12 protein-coding genes are annotated in these 16,959 nt (G+C 62.2%); 1 reads left to right on the top strand and 11 read right to left on the bottom strand.

The window, feature by feature from the left end:
- Window positions 1–121 precede the first annotated feature (121 nt).
- Window positions 122–6,016 carry a DUF4329 domain-containing protein gene (locus tag BHC62_RS03980; RefSeq protein WP_070994287.1) on the top strand — a complete coding sequence of 1,965 codons (5,895 nt, stop codon included), beginning with the start codon at window positions 122–124 and terminating at the stop codon, window positions 6,014–6,016.
- 33 nt (window positions 6,017–6,049) lie between these two features.
- Here BHC62_RS03980 and BHC62_RS03985 read toward each other — a convergent pair whose 3' ends face one another.
- The 11 genes from BHC62_RS03985 to BHC62_RS04035 all read right to left on the bottom strand — a co-directional run bounded on the left by BHC62_RS03985 (window position 6,050) and on the right by BHC62_RS04035 (window position 16,917).
- Window positions 6,050–7,060 (bottom strand): iron ABC transporter permease, encoded by a 1,011-nt coding sequence (locus tag BHC62_RS03985; RefSeq protein ID WP_029297729.1) that lies wholly within the window; start codon window positions 7,058–7,060, stop codon window positions 6,050–6,052.
- Window positions 7,057–8,004, bottom strand: a complete 948-nt coding sequence (locus BHC62_RS03990; RefSeq protein ID WP_070994288.1) for an ABC transporter substrate-binding protein — start codon at window positions 8,002–8,004, stop codon at window positions 7,057–7,059. The genes BHC62_RS03985 and BHC62_RS03990 overlap by 4 nt, the downstream gene beginning before the upstream one ends.
- The gene (locus BHC62_RS03995) at window positions 8,001–8,789 is read right to left on the bottom strand and encodes an ABC transporter ATP-binding protein (protein ID WP_070994289.1); all 789 of its coding nucleotides are present in this window, start codon (window positions 8,787–8,789) and stop codon (window positions 8,001–8,003) included. The genes BHC62_RS03990 and BHC62_RS03995 overlap by 4 nt, the downstream gene beginning before the upstream one ends.
- Window positions 8,790–8,828: 39 nt before the next feature.
- Window positions 8,829–10,937 (bottom strand): TonB-dependent siderophore receptor, encoded by a 2,109-nt coding sequence (locus BHC62_RS04000; protein ID WP_070994290.1) that lies wholly within the window; start codon window positions 10,935–10,937, stop codon window positions 8,829–8,831.
- Window positions 10,938–11,090: 153 nt separating this feature from the next.
- Window positions 11,091–12,473 (bottom strand): PepSY domain-containing protein, encoded by a 1,383-nt coding sequence (locus tag BHC62_RS04005; RefSeq protein WP_070994291.1) that lies wholly within the window; start codon window positions 12,471–12,473, stop codon window positions 11,091–11,093.
- Window positions 12,474–12,621: 148 nt separating this feature from the next.
- The gene (locus tag BHC62_RS04010) at window positions 12,622–14,697 is read right to left on the bottom strand and encodes a TonB-dependent copper receptor (RefSeq protein WP_070994292.1); all 2,076 of its coding nucleotides are present in this window, start codon (window positions 14,695–14,697) and stop codon (window positions 12,622–12,624) included.
- Between the two features lie 93 nt (window positions 14,698–14,790).
- Window positions 14,791–15,213 carry a DUF2946 domain-containing protein gene (locus BHC62_RS04015; RefSeq protein WP_070994293.1) on the bottom strand — a complete coding sequence of 141 codons (423 nt, stop codon included), beginning with the start codon at window positions 15,211–15,213 and terminating at the stop codon, window positions 14,791–14,793.
- Between the two features lie 19 nt (window positions 15,214–15,232).
- Window positions 15,233–15,715 carry a copper chaperone PCu(A)C gene (locus BHC62_RS04020; RefSeq protein WP_029297710.1) on the bottom strand — a complete coding sequence of 161 codons (483 nt, stop codon included), beginning with the start codon at window positions 15,713–15,715 and terminating at the stop codon, window positions 15,233–15,235.
- Window positions 15,716–15,760: 45 nt separating this feature from the next.
- A complete protein-coding gene (locus BHC62_RS04025) occupies window positions 15,761–16,153 on the bottom strand; it encodes a DUF2946 domain-containing protein (RefSeq protein ID WP_029297708.1) in 393 nt (130 codons plus the stop codon).
- A gap of 102 nt (window positions 16,154–16,255) precedes the next feature.
- The gene (locus BHC62_RS04030) at window positions 16,256–16,579 is read right to left on the bottom strand and encodes a DNA-binding protein (RefSeq protein WP_057958200.1); all 324 of its coding nucleotides are present in this window, start codon (window positions 16,577–16,579) and stop codon (window positions 16,256–16,258) included.
- 5 nt (window positions 16,580–16,584) lie between these two features.
- Window positions 16,585–16,917: a type II toxin-antitoxin system RelE/ParE family toxin gene (locus BHC62_RS04035; protein WP_029297703.1), complete on the bottom strand. Its 333-nt coding sequence runs from the start codon at window positions 16,915–16,917 to the stop codon at window positions 16,585–16,587.
- Window positions 16,918–16,959: the final 42 nt, after the last annotated feature.

A 16,959-nucleotide genomic window follows, 5' to 3' on the forward strand; every position in this document is an offset into this window, starting at 1 on the left:
GAGCGCGCGCCTGAACGGGGCAGGGTGTGGATAACTATCTAGCGCCCTGGGGATGGCGCCAGGGGCAAAGATCGCCGTGACCTTGGCCAGCGTCTGGCCACGGCAAATTTGAGGGGATGTCATGGAACGACCTAAACGCGGATGGTTCGGCAGTGGCCTGAAGTCCGATGTGGCGCTACCACCTGTGGGGCCTGCCTTTATCACCATGGACGATGCGGCCCGCTACGCCCACCGGCAGATCGGCAGCCGGCGTGATGTCGAGTATGGAGGGGTGATTCTGGAGCGCGTGTCAGATGGCTATTTCTATTGCACCGAACCTATTGCGGGGCAACGCAATACCTTCGATTTATGGACCGTGCTCAAGGTCGACAGCAACAGTCAGTACTTGCACCCGCAAGGCTATCGGTGCGTGGCCGAATATCACTCGCATCCCGATATGTTCGAGGAGTTTGCAGCCAGTAATCCTGCGCTTTCCGAACGCCAGGCCAAGGCCTTGAACAGCTTTTTTTCGGATATCGACCTGAGCATCAATATTTTGGAGCGCGGCTTTTTTTCGGCGTCTTACCTGTCCGGCCCGGACGGCGCGCTGCTCAAGCATGTCACCACCGGGTCGGAGGAGGAGCGGCGCTTTGGCGTATGGTTGAATCAACGCTTGCACTTCGGCCATGAGGACGGCCCCGCCGACGATACGCCCCAGAGCCTTATCAAGAAGGTGCTCAGTGTCAGTCAATTGTCCTTCGTGGTACCCAGTGCTTTATGGGGCGGATCGGTAGGTACAGTGCCCAAGCAATGGCAGCCTTTTTCCCCCTTCGTCTCGCGTACCTACGATCTGCCGGCGTGCGGGGCTGTGCAGTTCGGGCTGCAAGCCACGTTGGCATTGCTTGAACAGCGCCAAACGGCGTTTATCCTCAAGCACATCGATAGAGAAGATTACGTGCTGACCGAACCGCTGGCCGGCGGCGCGGCCCCGGCGACCATCCAACAGCTTTTTGCACTGACCCCCGATGGCAATCGGGTGCAGCACGATCAGTTCCATTGGTACGGCGTCTACCAGGGCCCCACTCCGGTGCCTGCCAGGCTCTCCGCCCTGGAGCCGTGGTTGTACCGCAACTTTTTTGCGCCCGCCGAACTGGCAACCCAGCTTTATCAAGGGCACCAGTCCAGGGACTTGCTGGGGCCACAGCGGCGGCTGGTGTTCTATCGCAGCGTCAATGATGGGGCCTTGCTGCAATACACCTGTTCGTTCTCGGCGGCCGAGGCCGATCTTTTTCGCGTCGAGGCTGACGGTCGGGTGGTGGATAACCAGATCGATTCGGCGTTACTCGACGGTACATTGCGCCCTCGGGCCTTTGTGTTGCGTGTGGCCGAAGCAGGGCATCTGACCGTCACCCGCACGGGAAAAGTCTGGGACAGGAGCGGCCCCGTGGATGCTCAGTGGCGCGCGTTTTCATTGATTCCCAAACCGGTCTTGAGCCCGCCCTTCATCAGCGCTGACGATGCTGCCCGCTGGGCCCACGACCGGATCGGCAACCAGCGCGACAAGGAGTACGGCGGCGCCGTGTTGAAACAGGGCGCGCGCTATTTCGCCACCGAGCCGGTGGCCGGTGCGGCCATTCAATTTGATTTCCGCTCCATCCTTGCCACTGATGAGCATGACTACTTCATCGCACCGTCCCCCTATGATTGCCATGCCCTCTACCACTCACATCCGGCCGGTTCCGTTGGCGAGCAACAACTGCACGCGCAGTTTTCCGCTGATCAGGTTGCGGTATTTATCAGTTTTTTCTCGTCGGCAGACCAGGCGTTTGTCATCGGCAACCGCGAGTTTACGCCCGCTCACTATCTGTCGGGGCCAGAGGGGTCGTTGCTCAAATACGTGAGCAGCGGGTCGGCAGCGGAGCAAAAGCTGCTCAAGCAACTGACCGGTGAGCTGCGGATCGAAACGTTCACTGAGTTTGAAGGGGCGATCTGGAATTTTGCCGATGTGGGAGACCTGCGGGTGGTAGTGCCCAGTCGTGTCTGGGGTGGCGCTCGCGGCCGGGTCTCCCGAGGATGGCGAGTCGGCACGCCGGTCAGCCCCGCAGGCGTCGTGCAGGAGCAGCCGTTCCTTACGCCTGCCACGAACATGGGGCAAGTGGCTGCGCTGATTGCACTGAACCACCTGGCCGCCTTGCCAACGGGGGCGTACCAAGGCGTTGTACTCAAGCACAAGACCACGCAAACCTACGCCGCGACGCTGCCCGTTGCGGCCGGCACGAGCGTGGCAAGCCTGTTTCCGCTGCGGGCCGACGGTCAGCCCAAACTGCCGTCCAATTACCGACTGGTCGGCATCTACCGCAATGCGCCGCCCCTTGATGCCGCACAACTGCTCGTTCGGGAGGAGTGGCTGTACAGGCGCTTTACCAGCCCGAAATTGCTGGTGGAGAGCGTGCAACAGGGGCTGGAAACCTTTGCGTTGCAGGTCGCCGGGCTGGGGCTGAAGTTGTATCTGCGCACCGCCGACGACGCATTGCTGCAGTGGCAGGTGCCAGGTGCCGCGCCTGACAACGAACTGGTGACCGTGACGGGCAGTACGGTGACCGATAAAGGTAACCAGGCCGCCTTGCTCGACGGCTCGTTGTCTCCACGGGACTTCGTGCGCCGGGTAATCCGGGCCGGTGCGTTGTCGGTGCTTCAGCAGGGCGCGTTATGGCAAACCCAGGGGCCGGTGTATGACAGCGAGAGCCTGCCATTGGGCACGGGTTCCGTGGCGTTGAGTGCGGCGTTCCTGACGGCCGAGGATGCCGCTCGGCATGCCCATGAGCGGATCGGCTTTCGCCGAGCGCAGGCGTATGGCGGTTATATCCTCAAGGGGCTGGATGGGCGATTTGTCTTCACTGAACCGTTGATTATCCACGGCAATGGATTCACTGCCGACCTGCTCACGCCGGTTGCCGGTAATGGGGTGCTGGTACCGCCGCGAGGTTATGAGCTATATGCGCGCTACGCCTCCCACGCCGCACTGTCGGCCAGTGACCGCGAGCGCCAGCAGCGGTTGAACTGGACGCTGGAGGACCTGGAAGTCATGACCACGATGTTCTCGGATCAGGAACTCCAGGCGGTGATTGCGTCGCGCCGACCGGCCTACTTGAGCGGCTCGCCGAACAACCTGATCGGCTATGTCCCCGGCGGCTCGGCCAGGGAGCTGGTGGTGCAGAGCAACACCACCCGTGAGGCTGGCAAGCATGGGTATTTCGAGCGATTGGAATCGGGTGTGCTCAAACCGGCAGACATCGTTACCCGGCTGGCTGACGCGGGCGACCTGCAAGTGCTGGTCCGCAGTTCGTTGTGGGGCCCCCGTGGCCGGGTCTACAGCGACTGGACGCCAAACTTCGACTACGCCGATGTCGAACCGCTGAACCCGGCATTCGGCGCGATTTTCAGCAGCCAGGATGGCGCGGCGCTCAATGCCCATTTGCGCTGGGCTGGCAGGAACCTGGATGCCCAGGGCTACATCGCCTATGTGCTCAAGCACCCAGCGGCGGATGAGTTTGTGGTCAGCGAACTGTTACCGGTAGCCCTCAGCGGGCGTTGGTTACGTGACGTATCCAAAGGGGCCGGCTATCTGGCTGGTGGTGCTTTCGCCAGGAATTTTACGGTGGTGGGGCTGCTCTATTCGCAGCAATGGCTACCGTCGGGGTTGCCGCCGGTCGAGGCCTGGCTGATGCGGTTTTTTGTCACCCCGAATGTGCTGATGCGTGCCGAAGACGACGCCCGCTCGATACCGCGTGATTCAGCGACAGGCATATTGCCGGTCTACCTGTCGACGCTGGACGGCGCCTTGTTGCGTTATCAGCCACAAGTCGCGCCCCTGCTCACAGAGCCCCCTCAAGGTGAGGACGTGACAATCGAGGGCATGAGCCTGCGCAACGGCACGTTCGACACCGCCAAGTTTGTTTCATTGGTCGCCAAGGCCGGGGGCTTGCGGGTGCTGTACAGCAGCCAGTGCTGGGATCGGCGAGGGGCGGTGAGCCGAGGCTCCGAGCCATGGCGACCTTATGCCAACTTCCTGCGCCGTCGCCTGGGGCCGGCCTTCCATCATCAGGACGATGCGGTACGCCATGCGCAGTCGTTGTTGCTCCAGGGCAATGGCTTGATGGGCGGGGTGATCCTCAAGCGCCCCGACGGCCTGTTTGTGGCCACCGAACCGCTGAAAGTGCCGCGTGAAGATTTCGACCCCAAATGGATCTTCCCGGATGAAGTGGTCAGCACGGGCGGCTTCCCCGCCGCCCACACCCTTGTGGGGCGCTACCGCTCAAGCCCGGTCCGCGAGTTGCCCTTCGCCCTGGAGACCCACCAGGAGCAGCTGTATCGCAATATGCCGTCCACCAGGGTGATTGGCGCAGCGCTTTGGGGGCAGGACGCCAGCTTGACTGACGAGTACCTGTTGGGCGCCGATCGCTGTGTGGTGAGTTACACCCGCAGCGGGACGCCATTGGAAGAGCAACTGAAAAAAGACCTGCAAGCGTTGAACCCGGTGCGTGCAGATCTGTTGGATAACCGCATTGAGCGGCAGATCCGCAAGGGCGAACTGACCCCCACTGAGTTTGTCACCCGCCTGGGCAAAACCGGGGTGTTGCGAGTGGTGCAGGGCAGCCCTGCCTGGGGTATTCCACGCCGGATCAGCGGGGAGTTCATTGCGTTCCAGGTCGCGCCGTTGATGATCCGCAACGCCCTGGCAGACCCGGCGTTCAGTCCGCTCTTTGCCAACGAAAAGGATGCGATACGTTATGTCCATGAGCGCTGCCGACATGGCGAAAATCTACAGTTTGGCTATCTCTTCAAGTCGAAGAAAACCGCGCGTTATATGGCCAGCCTGCCGATGCTGCGCCAGAGCTATCGCGACTTCTGGCAAGTCTTTCCCAATGGCCAGTTTCCCCAGGACTATGGGCTCGAAGGTTTCTACCTGTGCGCCAGCAACGTAGCCCAGGCGCCCGCCGACGATCCACTGCGCCAGGCGTTCTTTACGCCCACGGATATCGACACCGGCATTCGCTTCTCCCTGCATGGCTTGAAAGGCAAGCGCCTGGGGATGTACCTGTCGTGCCAGGACGGCGCCTTGCTCCGCTATGAGTACCAGGGAACCGAGGCTCAATTGGAGGATTTTGGGCTATTGGTCGAGTTGCGCCAGCAGTTACTGGAAGGCAAGCGGACCGTACTCAGTTACGTGCAGGACCTGGTGGCGATTGGCGATCTGAGCACGCTGATCCAGGGGCGAGAGTGGACCACGCGCAATCGTGTGGATCAGTTCTGGCGGCCTGGCGTGGTCGAGGTCTTGGTCGACCCATGGGCGGCGGCATGTGGCCCGGTGTTCTCCCATGGGGATGATGCGGTGCGCTATCTGCAGCGGCGACTCTCGCCTTATCAGGATCAGCAGTACCTCGCTGCCGTTCTGGCCGACGCCACGCGCTCCTCGTTCCTGGTCACGCTCCCCGTGGCTCCTGGGGTTGGGCGCGCGCTGATTTTGCGGCTGTTCTACAGCGGCCCTCAAGGGCCCGTTCAGCCGTTGGAACCCCCGGCGCCAATGCCGGACTTCCCGCCAAACCTTGGGGTTGTCGGGGTGCATCTGCTCTACAGCAGCATGCCTGCCACGGACAGCCTGGATCCAGCGGACCAGGCCCTGTTGCGCAATTTTGTGGGGCCGGAACTCATGAGCTATTTCATCTGGGTATTGCGTAGCTTGCCCCGTGAGTCCGCCGCTCTTTATCTCTCGTGCCAGGGCGGTGCGCTATTGAAATACGTGCCAAGTTTTATGCCCTTCGAAGGCAAGACGCTGGTGACCGGGCCCACGGTTTATCCCAGCGTTTTTCTCAAAGGCATGGTCAACGCCGGCAAGCTGTTGGTCCTGGATAAAGACGGATTCTGGATCAACGAAGGGCAGCTGTCCGAGCAGCAGTTGGGATATGCCAATGGTCTGAGCCTGGAAGCGATCGGAGGGGATGAGCCGCTGAACATACGGGACCGGGATGAGCTGTAAGCGCAGGCCCGGTTTTTTCAGGGGGCCGGCGGCCTAACGCTTGCGCATCAGGCCAATGAAAAACAGCCCGCCAATCGCCGCCGTGGCTACGCCGATAGGCAGGTCTTCGGGGGCGATCAGGGTGCGTGCAGCGACGTCGACCCACACCAGGAACAGGCTGCCGAGCAAGCCGCAGGCCGGTAGCAGTCGCCGATGCTCGGCGCCCACCAGGCGCCGGGCAATGTGCGGCACCATCAACCCGACAAAGCCGATGGAGCCGCTGATGGACACCAGTACGCCGGTCATCAGCGACGTAATCAGGAACACCTTCAGGCGCACATTGCGTGCGTTCAGGCCCAGGGTGACGGCGGTCTGTTCGCCGGCCATCAGTGCGTTGAGCGGGCGCGCCATGCCCAACAGCAACAGCAGCCCGAGCAGCACCGTCGCAGAGGGAATTGCCAGCAACTCCCAGCGTGCCAGGCCCAGGCCGCCGAGCATCCAGAACATCACCGCCGACGCGGCGCGATGGTCGCCCATGAACAGCAGCAGGTTGGCCACCGCCATCATCACAAACGATACCGCTACGCCGCACAGCAACAGGCGATCACTTTCCAGGCGACCGTTGCGACTGGCCACGGCCAGCACCACGAGCATGCTCAACAGCGCGCCGATAAATGCGGCCAGCGGCAGCGTCAGTAAGCCGATGACCTGGCCGACATGCAGCACCACAATCACCGCGCCCAAGGTGGCGCCGGAGGTCACGCCCAGCAGATGGGGGTCGGCCAGCGGGTTGCGCGTCACGGCCTGCAGCACCGCGCCGATCAACGCAAGGCCCGCGCCCACCAGGGCGCCGAGCAGCATGCGCGGCACGCGGATCAACCAGACGATATGTTCCTGGCCGGCGCTCCAGCTCACCTCGCCAACGCCCGCTACCTTGTGCAGCAGAATCCGCCACACCACGTCCTGGGGCACCCGCGCGGGGCCGAAGCCCAAAGACATCACGCAAGACACCAGCAACAACGCGCCAAGGGCCACCAGCAGCAGGGCGTAGCGACGGTCAATCATGGGTGGTGAAACCCCTTGGCCAGGGTCTGGACTGCCAGCACATTGTCGATACCGGGCGTGGCCTGCACGTAGGGGATCACGATAAAGCGCTGGTGCTTGATGGCGTCCACCGCTTGCAGCGCCGGGTTGTCCAGCAGGAATTGCTGCTTCTGTGCGGCGCTGATTTCGCTGTAGTCGACGATCACGATGACCTGTGGGTTGCGCTCGACCACGGTTTCCCAATTGATGCGGGTCCAACTGGCGTCCACGTCATCGAGGATATTGCGCCCGCCCGCCGCCTCGATCAGCGCTTGCGGCATGCCCAGGCGGCCCGAGGTCATGGCGCGGTCTTCGCCACTGTCGTATAGAAATACCCGGGGTTTTTCCGCCGGCAGGTTTTTTTGTATATCGGCGACCTGTGCCTGCATCCGGGTGATCAAGGCATTGGCGCGCTCCTGCACGTCGAAGATCTTGCCCAGGTTGCGCAGGTCGTTGTAGGTGTCATCCAGGGTCGCGGCCGGGCGCTTCATCACAAACGCACAGGACTCGGTCAGCTCCAGCACATTGATGCCCAAAGGTTGCAGGGTTTGCGGCGTGAGGTCGCCGCCCACGCGCATGCCGTAGTCCCAGCCGGCGAAGAAGAAATCGACGTTGGCATTGAGCAGGGTTTCCACCGACGGGTACTTGCTCGCCAGCTCTGGCAGGCCATCGAGTAGCTGGGCCATTTGCGGGGTCACGGATTTCCAGCCCGTCACGCCGCTGTAGCCGACCATGCGCGACTTGAGCCCCAGGGCCAACATCATCTGGGTCATGTTGATGTCGTGGCTGACGGCGTGTTCCGGCGCCTGGTTGAAGGTCACTTCGCGGTTGCAGCTCTGGATTTTCAGCGGGTAATGGGTCGCTTCGGCAAACGCCTGGGCGGTGCCCAGCAGCAAAGCGAGGGAGAGCAGGGAGCGCAGGATCATGGTTGGGTTATCCAGGTGATTCGAGGGTAGCCGGACAAAGGATGGGCATCGATCAAGGCCTCGACACCGAAGACCTCGCGCAGCAACTCGGTGGTCAACACCTCGTGCGGCGTACCACTGGTGATGATGCACCCGTGGTTTATCACGTACAGGCGATCACAGAAGGCTGCCGCCAGGTTCAGGTCGTGGATACTGGCCAGGGTGCCGATCTGCAGGCGCTTGACCAGCTTGAGCAACTCAAGCTGGTAGCGTGGGTCGAGGTGGTTGGTCGGTTCATCGAGGATCAGCAATTGCGGTTGCTGGGCCAGGGCGCGGGCGAGGATCACGCGCTGTTTTTCACCGCCGGAAAGGGTGGCGAAGGCGTGGTCCTCAAAGCCCAGCAGGCCGACGGAGTCGAGGGCTTGTTGCACCAGTTGGCGATCGTGTTGGGTATCGCCGTCGAACAGCCCTTTGTGGGGCGTGCGGCCCATGGCGACGACTTCATCGACGCGCAAGCCGAAGGCATCGGGGAATTCCTGCAACACCACGGCGATGCGCTGGGCGCACCAGCGTGAAGGCTGCTTCCAGACGTTCTGGTGATCGAACCGCACTTCGCCCTGCTCGGGTTTGCTGAACCGATAGGCGCAGCGCAACAGGCTGGTCTTGCCGCTGCCATTGGGCCCGATCAGCCCGACAAACTCCCCGGCGCCCACCTGCAGGCTGGCATCACGCAGCTGGAACTGGTGATGGCAGTGGCTGTGGCCCAGGGGGGACCAGGCGAGGTGGTGAAGGTCGAGGGTGGGCATCAAATCTCTCAAGTCAAACAGCGATCCAGTGTGGGGGGGTTAGAAGGTGTAGTCGGCCGTCACAAAGAACGAGCGCGGCTCCCCCAGTATCCATTGCTGGCCTTCATTGTATTGGCTCACGGCATAGGTGCGGTCGAACAGGTTATTCAATTGCAGGCCCAATGTCGTGTTGCGCAGGGCTTTCCACGAAACGCTGGCATCGACCACGGTGTAGCTGGGCAGCTCGTTCTGGTTGGCCATGTCGGCGTAACGCGCATCCACATAACGTACGCCGGCACTGGCGCGGATGTCTTCGGTCACGGCCTTGCTCAGCCACAGGTTGGCGGTGCGGCGCGGCACGTCCACCGGGCGATTGCCATCGCGCGAGACTTGTACGCCGCCGACATTCTGCTGGAAGTCGTCGTACTGCGCCCGCACGATGGCCGCGTTGGCTTGCAGCTGCCAGGCGTGGGGCAGTTGCAGGTCGAGGCTGGCTTCCAGGCCATTGGAGGATTGCTGGCCCACCTGCTGTTTGAACTGCGGGTTGCCCGGCACATCGGTCAGCAGTTTCTTTTTGACGATATGGTAGGCCGCCAGGGTCCACTCGCCGCGCTGGTCCCAGAAGGCCTGCTTGATACCGATCTCGGTCTGCTTGGCAGTGGACAGGTCGAACGCTTGCTGGCTTGAACTCAGGGAGATCAACCCGCCGACGCCATCGGTGCTGGTGGCGTACTGGCCGTAGACCGAGGTGTCTGGAGTGATGGCAAACACCAGGCCGGCCTTCCAGTTGTTGCCGGTCAGGGTCCTGTCGCTGCGCTCACCGCTGCGCAGTTCATCGCGGTCCAGGTGCACGTAGTCGCGACGGATGCCGGTGATCAGCGAGAGCTGGTCGGTCAGTTGCAGGCGGTTTTCGGCAAAGCCTGCGAACTGTTTGGTGGTGGTGGCGAACAGCGGCAGGAACGGGTCGGCACTTTCAAAAGGGGCCTGGGCCGGGTGTTTCACATCAATCGGCTGGCCACCGGTCACGACGTCTTCAAACGGTGAGTTGCTGGCCAGGCGGAAACGGATGCGGTTGTATTCCACGCCGGTCACGGTCTGGCTGTCGAGGCCGAACAGGGTGTGTTTGAAGGTGAAGGTCTGGCGATCGCCGACCTGCTCCTGGTTGTGCTTGATGCCGTAGAACCCGCTGCGGGTCAGTTGCCCGGCGCTGAAGTTGTAGTTCTCGGCGTTCTGCCAGCGGCGCTGGGCCTTGAGGTAGTACAGCTCGTTGCGCGCGCTGACGGCATCGTTGATCTGCCATTCGCTGCTCAGGCGCGTCCACTGGTCGTTGTAATGCTGGGTGTCGTTGCTGACGTTGTAGTTCTTGTCGCGCAGGCCCTTGTGCAAGTGGCCGTTGAGCAGCGGTGTACCAAAGTAGTTCTGTGGGCGCTGGTCGCCGTAGTCGTGGGCCAGGGTGAAGCTCAGGTCATCGGCGGCCTGCCAGCGCAGGGCGCCGCTGGCAAAATCGCTGGCCGAGTCGCCACGGTCGATAAAGCCATTGCTGCGCAGGCGGTTGAGGTTCAGGCGATAGCTCAAGGTGTCGGTCAGCGAACCGCCGCTGTCCAGGGCTTGTTGCTGGCGATCATAGGAGCCGTAGCCCAGGCGGATGTGGTTTTCGATCTCGCCAGTGAAGGGTTTTTTCGAGATCGTGTTGACCACTGCGCCGGTGGCGCCTTCGCCATACAGCACCGAGGCCGGGCCGCGCAGCACGTCCACGCGCTCGACCGCCCAGGTGTCGACCGGGAAGGTCGAGGTGCCCATGCCGGTGTACAGGCGGTTGCCGTCATACAACTGCATCACCGAGCCCTGGCCGGTAAAACCACGGGTTTGCAGCGAGGTGCCGCCGTCGCCCGGGGTGCCGGTGCGGCTGATGCCGGTGGCACGGGAGATTGCGTCCTGCACACTGGCGTCGCCCCGTTCGCGGATCTGCGTGCCGGTCTGGCTTTCGACACTGCCGGGGGTTTGCAGGGCTGTGAGGCCCAGGCGCGAACCGGCTGTGGTTGGAGTGCTCAGGTCGATATATTCGCTGTCCACCGCCGGGGCGGTCACGGGGCTGGCGGGCAGGGTCAGGGCCTGGGCGCTGTTTTGCAAGGCAAGCAGGCACAGGCCGCTGGCAAGGTACTTGTTCATCGGACGACAGATCGCTTCTTCGAGACGGTACTCGCCGCTGGACGCGGCGAGTGGGGACGGTGCAGTAAGTGTTATAAGTTAACACTTCTTACGTTTGGGATGAAAGCCCGCGTAAGACTACATAACGTCTCTATGTAGGGCATCTCGCTTGCCTCATGGGGAAGATGAGGCCGATTCACGTTGCTTGAAAAAGCGCGCCAGCACCAGCCGATCCAGGACCCACACCAGAATCAGCGACGCACCGACCAATGGGAAAATGATCGCCAGCGCGAGCATGATCACCATGGCGGTTTTCCACTTCGGCAAATCATGGCGCAACGGTGGAACCCCCAGGCCACCTTGTGGCCGGCGTTTCCACCAGATCACCACGCCGCTGACCGCACTCAGCAGAATCATCAGGCACACCAGCAGCACGATGATCTGGTTGATCACGCCGAACATCTTGCCCTCGTGCAGCATCACCCCGGACTCGGTAACCCGCGCCACGGTGTTGTAGTGCTGCCAACGCACATCGGCGAGGACCTTGCCGGTGTATTGGTCCACATGCAGGGTTGCGTCATTGCGCGGGTCGTTGGCGAACACGGCGATGGTGAATACGCCTGTGGCCGTGGTCGGGAAGGTGATGCTGTAGCCCGGCTCGACCTGGCGTGCGGTGGCCAGGTCCACCACCTGTTGCAGGCTGATCGAGGGCGCGGCCGGGCCGTGGTGCATGCCACCGTGCTGCATGTGTTCGGCATGCTCGCCGGACACCGGCATGGGGGTGTTTTCCATGGCCCAGGGCACGGTCTGCTGCGTCGCGGTATTGAGGCTGCGGGCCTGTTGATCGGACTGCGGCACGTCGTTCCACATCGCCGCCGGGAAGCGGTTCCACAGGTCGGCGTACTGCTTGCCCCAGAAGCCGGTCCAGGTCATGCCGCTGAGGATCATCAGCAGCAGAAACGCCGCGCCCCAGAACCCGGTGACGGCATGCAGGTCGCGCCAGAACAGGCGCCCGCGACTGCCCAGGCGCGGCCACAGAATCCCGGCAGCAGAGCGACCGCGTGGCCACCACAGGTACAGGCCGGACACCACCAACATCACCCCCCAGCCGGCCGCGAGTTCAATCAGGCGGTCGCCGGTGGTGCCGATCATCAATTCACCATGCAGCGCACGAACGATGGCTTGCAGGTTGTAGGTTGCGTCCTGCTCGCCAAGCACGCTGCTGCGGTAAGGGTCGACAAAAACGGTCAGCTCGTTGCCTGCGTTGTGCAGGACAAACTGCGCGCTGCTGCTGGCGTCCACGGGCGGCAGGTATTTGCTGAGGGTGGCATGTGGATAGGCGGCCTTGGCCCGCTGCAGTTGCTCGTCGGCGCTGAGGACGTGTTCGGCGGGCTGCACGTTAAGCAACTGGCCGTACATCAACGGGTCAAGCTGGGGCTTGAACAGGTAGATGATGCCGGTCACTGCCAGCAACACCATGAAGGGGGCGACAAACAGCCCGGCGTAGAAATGCCAGCGCCAGGCCAGGTTGTAGAAGGAGATCTTTGGAGGGGTCATCAGGGTGCTCCGCAAGGACGTTATTTTTGTGCATGACTTGTAGGAGCGAGCTTGCTCGCGAAAAACCTGAGGTTGCCGCGTTGAGTCTGATTTGCTGCGTCATCGTTCACGTTCTTCGCGAGCAAGCTCGCTCCTACAACGGTGGTGGCTAGAAGCTCATGTCGACCTTGGTCCAGAGCGTGCGCCCCGGTTCATTGATGGCTTGTGGGTCGTTGGCCGGGTAGCCGAACCCGGCGTTGCCGGCCAGGTTCAAGTGCTCGGCGTAGGCCTTGCCAAACAGGTTGTCGACGCCAGTGCTGACCTTGAAGCTCTTGTTGATGCGGTATGCAGCATTGAGGGAGAACACGCCAAAACCACCGCTCTTGGCGAAGTCCTTGCCGACCACGTTGCCTTTGTTCTGGTCGATGCGGTTTTGCGCTGCGACCACACGCCACAAGGCGCCGGCGCTCCAGTCGTCTTCGCTGTAGGTCAGGCCAAAGCGTGCGTCCAGGGGCGGCATTTGCGGCAGCGCCTTGCCGTCGCTGCTGTTCTTGCCCCAGGCGTAGGCCAGGGTGGCGTCGGCTTTCCAGTTGGACGTCAGTTTGTACGCTGCGCCCAATTCACCGCCCATGATCCGCGCATCGATGTTCTGCGCCTGGGAAGTCATGCCCATCATCCCTGGGGTGTAGTTGAACAGGATGTAGTCGCGCACTTGGCCGACATAACCGGAGGCCCAGGCTTCCAGGTCTGCGGTCTTGTATTGCAGGCCGAAATCCAGCTGGGTGGTTTTCTCCGGTTTGACCGCGTCGAAGGCATTCAACGAGCCCGCAGGGCCACGGTTGGGGGAGAACAACTCCCAGTAGTCCGGGAAGCGTTCGGCGTGGCCGAGGCCGGCGTAGAGGGTTGTCGGGCTGTCGGCCAAGTCATGTTCATAACGTACGAAACCGGACGGCAGCGTGTCGGCGCGGGTATCGCCGGCGGTGGGGTTGGCGCGACTCATCATGCCGCTGCCGGTGCGCTGGCGGTAATCCTTGGCCGAGGCGCGATCCAGGCGGGCGCCGGTAATCAGCCGGTCATTGTCGGCGGCGTACCAGGTCAATTCGCCAAACACTCCGTAGTTGTGGAAGTCGGCGTCCTTGTTGCGCGGCAGGTTCTTGTAGGTGTCGACCCCGGCGCTGCTGCGCTGGCGATGCTCGTTGGTCTGCGCATCGATGCCGCTGATCAGTTGCACGTCGGCCCAGCGCCAGGTGGCCTTGATCCGCGCGCCGAGGGTGCGGCGGTCGACGTTGGACGCCATGGGCCCGGCCATCATCCCGGTGCCCGAGGGCGTGCGCAGGCTGTAGTTGTCCATCACATGGTCGGCGTAGTTGTAGTAGACCTGGGCTTCGACCTTGTCGAGTACCTCGCCGATATTGGATTTCTCGAAGCGCAGACCGAGGCTTTCGCGCAGGAACTGCGAGCCATCCATGCCACGTCCGGCGTAACGCGCTTCACCATCGCCACGACCGGCGGTGAGTTCCAGCAGCGTGTCGGCGTCCGGGGTCCAGCCGAGGGCGACGTCACCATTCCATTTGTCGTAGCGCGAGGCGACGGTGTCGTGGTTGCCGTCCTTGTAGTCATCGGCGTGGGCCTGGTTGCCGATCACGCGGATATACCCCAGCGAGCCACCGGCGGCGGCATCCAGCACTTTGTCGAAACGCCCGTTGGAACCGGCGAGGATGCTGGCGTTGACCCGCGTGCCCAGTTCGCCGAACTGCTCCGGCTCACGGTCGAACAGCACCGTGCCAGCCGAGGCGCCGGGGCCCCAGAGCACGGTTTGCGGGCCTTTGATCACGGTGAGCTTGTCGTAGGTTTCCGGCGAGATGTAGGAGGTGGGCGCGTCCATGCGGCCCGGGCAGGCGCCGAGCATCATGCTGCCGTTGGTGAGGATATTCAGGCGCGAGCCGAACATGCCGCGCAGTACCGGGTCGCCATTGGTGCCGCCGTTGCGCACCAGGGCAAAGCCCGGAATGGTCTTGAGGTAGTCGCCGCCGTCACTGGCCGGCACCGGCTGGCGTGGGTCCTTGGGGTTGGTGACGATGGTCAGTGGGGAGCTTGGGGCAACGCCGGTAATCACCGTCGGGCTGAGCTCGTTGTGGTGTTCGGCGTGGTCGTCGGCATACGCCTGTGGGGCCAAGAGTGCGCCGCACAAAACGGCGAGCACGGGGGTACATCCCATACGGGTGTCAGCAGGAAACCTGGACATGAAAAATTCCATCAGTCAGTCGTAAACAACACGGCCAGCAGCCTGCGGCTGTCTGTGTGAAGGCGGCCGTGCGAAGTTGTGTGTGATTGCGGTTTACGACTGGCTGGGCGGGGCGCGGCTGCGCGCGCCGGGGAAAATGCTCTGCCGGGCATGGCCCAGGCGCGTTGCAGGGGTGAGGGCGTTGGCCGGTGGTGGGGTGCCAAGGGCCACGAATGAAACACTGCCCGGCAGGGCCGGGCAACTGAACAACAGGCTGCAATAGCCGCATTTCTCCCACATGACGTGGTCGGCGGCGGGGGGCTTGGTGTGCTCGGCGGGATGCTTTGGCGCGGCGTGGCAGGTGTCGTCCATGGACATCTGCATGGACATGCCGGCGTGATGATCCATCGGCATCGCTTGGGAAATCAGCGGTCCGATAAAGATCATCAGCATGGCGAACAGGCTGATCCAGCTGCCGCGGGCCAGCTTCAGGGGCTGGCGGCGGCGCGGGGTTGACCTGTTGGCGGGAGCACCCATGGGGAGCGGCCTGGGGTGGTTAATGGGCGTGCTTTTGCTCGTGGCCGGCCATCGGCGGTACTTTTTGTACCGAGACTTCCACTTTTACCGGCCCGGCCTTTTCGAAGTTCAGGGTCAGGGGGAAGTGCTGGCCGTCGCGCAATTGGCTGCGATCCTTCAGGTCCAGGAGCATCACGTGATAGGCCATCGGTGCGAAGGTCAGCTCGCCCTTGGGCGGCACGGCCACGCTGGGCACCTGTTGCATTTTCATCAAGTCGCCCTGCATGACGTGTTCATGCAGCTCGGCCTTGGCCGCCACTGGCGTATCGACGCTGAGCAGGCGGTCCGGGGCTTCACCCTGGTTATGGATCACAAAGTACGCGGCCACCGTCGGCGCATTGGGCGGCAATTCCTGGGACCAGGGATCGCTGACCAGCAGGTCGCCGGCCTTGTAGTCCTCGGCATTGGCAGCACTGAACACAGGCAGCAGCAAGGCCGCCAGAAGCAGGGAAGATTTGAGCATGGCAGTTCTCCAGAACGATTCAAACGCAGTTCAATTGCGAAGTGATCAAACGGCAGGAGAGGCGCGGGGGTTGAGGCTCGGCCATTGCTGGCGCGGAGTCGGGGCTTGCAGGGTGGGTGATGGCAGGCCAGGGGCCGGGTCGATCCGTGTGAGATACAACTGCGGCACATGCCCCAGTGCCAGCAGCGGCGGCGAGCCCGAGCAGCACCAGCAATGCTGCATGGAGGAATGCTCGTCCTGCTGCGGCGCCGGTATATCCAGCTTGCCCAGGGAGATCGCCACCAGCTTGCTGCCATTGGAGGAGCAGAAACTGCCCCACAGCAATTGCTCGGCAGGGCTCTGACCCTGCTGCATCGCCCCGGCCATCGGCATGGCAAACGCGTTGAACAGCACTGCAAGGCAGGCGATCCAGGCAAATGCAAAGCGTTGACGGGCCATGGCGGACAATCCGTAGGGTTAAGCGATCAGGTAGGTATTTAGCCTGATCGGGGGGCATAAGTAAAAAGTGGCGGTGTGGTTTGGTGTCGCAGTGATGTCAAGTTATGCGACGGGAACGCCATGCACCTGCATATCGACGCCAAGCCCCTTTCGGAGTACCGCAAATATCGCCGCCAGGTTATCCATGCTGGGGTTGCCATGGGCCGAAAGCATACGGTGCAAGCTTTTGCTCGGTTTGGCCGTCTCTTTTGCCAAACTCTCAAAACCAACAGTGGCGTTGACCAGGTCGCGCAGAATGATGCGGGACAATTCGGGTTCGCCGTTGAGAAATAGCGTAGCAGCCTCATCGAGGAGTGCCTGGGCAAACTCTGGGTCGCGCTGGGCGGCTTCGGCAATCGTGAGTTTATAACTGCGGGTAAGTGCCATGCTGGCTACCTCTTTTGTTCCAGTTTTTTGTCGCGTTGATAGTCGCGGATCAGCGACTTTGCAGTTTTGATATCTTTTTTCTGGCTGGATTTGTCACCGCCGCCGAACAGGATGATCAGGCGCAGGCCCTCCCGTACCAAATAAATTCGATACCCTGGGCCCCAATCGATCCGGTACTCGCCCATACCATCGAACCACTTAATATTGCTGGTGTTGCCCATTTCCAGCCGAAGCAATGAGGTTGATACCTTAAGGCGTGCCTGGACGCTCAGGGATAAAAACCATTGCTTGAATGGGCTGGTTTGGCCGTCGCGTTTATATTCCTCAATCTCAATCATCGCCCGCCTCGAAGGTAACAAATAGGTTACTAATCAAGCAAG

Source organism: Pseudomonas sp. 06C 126, from assembly GCF_001855215.1.
GTDB lineage: Bacteria > Pseudomonadota > Gammaproteobacteria > Pseudomonadales > Pseudomonadaceae > Aquipseudomonas > Aquipseudomonas proteolytica.

Bases quoted from the DNA above. Each gene is read 5' to 3' on its own strand.
- BHC62_RS04000 (WP_070994290.1), bottom strand. From the start codon at position 10,937: ATGAACAAGTACCTTGCCAGCGGCCTGTGCCTGCTTGCCTTGCAAAAC.
- BHC62_RS03980 (WP_070994287.1), top strand. From the start codon at position 122: ATGGAACGACCTAAACGCGGATGGTTCGGCAGTGGCCTGAAGTCCGAT.
- BHC62_RS03985 (WP_029297729.1), bottom strand. From the start codon at position 7,060: ATGATTGACCGTCGCTACGCCCTGCTGCTGGTGGCCCTTGGCGCGTTG.
- BHC62_RS04020 (WP_029297710.1), bottom strand. From the start codon at position 15,715: ATGCTCAAATCTTCCCTGCTTCTGGCGGCCTTGCTGCTGCCTGTGTTC.
- BHC62_RS04015 (WP_070994293.1), bottom strand. From the start codon at position 15,213: ATGGGTGCTCCCGCCAACAGGTCAACCCCGCGCCGCCGCCAGCCCCTG.
- BHC62_RS04030 (WP_057958200.1), bottom strand. From the start codon at position 16,579: ATGGCACTTACCCGCAGTTATAAACTCACGATTGCCGAAGCCGCCCAG.
- BHC62_RS03995 (WP_070994289.1), bottom strand. From the start codon at position 8,789: ATGCCCACCCTCGACCTTCACCACCTCGCCTGGTCCCCCCTGGGCCAC.
- BHC62_RS04025 (WP_029297708.1), bottom strand. From the start codon at position 16,153: ATGGCCCGTCAACGCTTTGCATTTGCCTGGATCGCCTGCCTTGCAGTG.
- BHC62_RS03990 (WP_070994288.1), bottom strand. From the start codon at position 8,004: ATGATCCTGCGCTCCCTGCTCTCCCTCGCTTTGCTGCTGGGCACCGCC.
- BHC62_RS04010 (WP_070994292.1), bottom strand. From the start codon at position 14,697: ATGTCCAGGTTTCCTGCTGACACCCGTATGGGATGTACCCCCGTGCTC.
- BHC62_RS04035 (WP_029297703.1), bottom strand. From the start codon at position 16,917: ATGATTGAGATTGAGGAATATAAACGCGACGGCCAAACCAGCCCATTC.
- BHC62_RS04005 (WP_070994291.1), bottom strand. From the start codon at position 12,473: ATGACCCCTCCAAAGATCTCCTTCTACAACCTGGCCTGGCGCTGGCAT.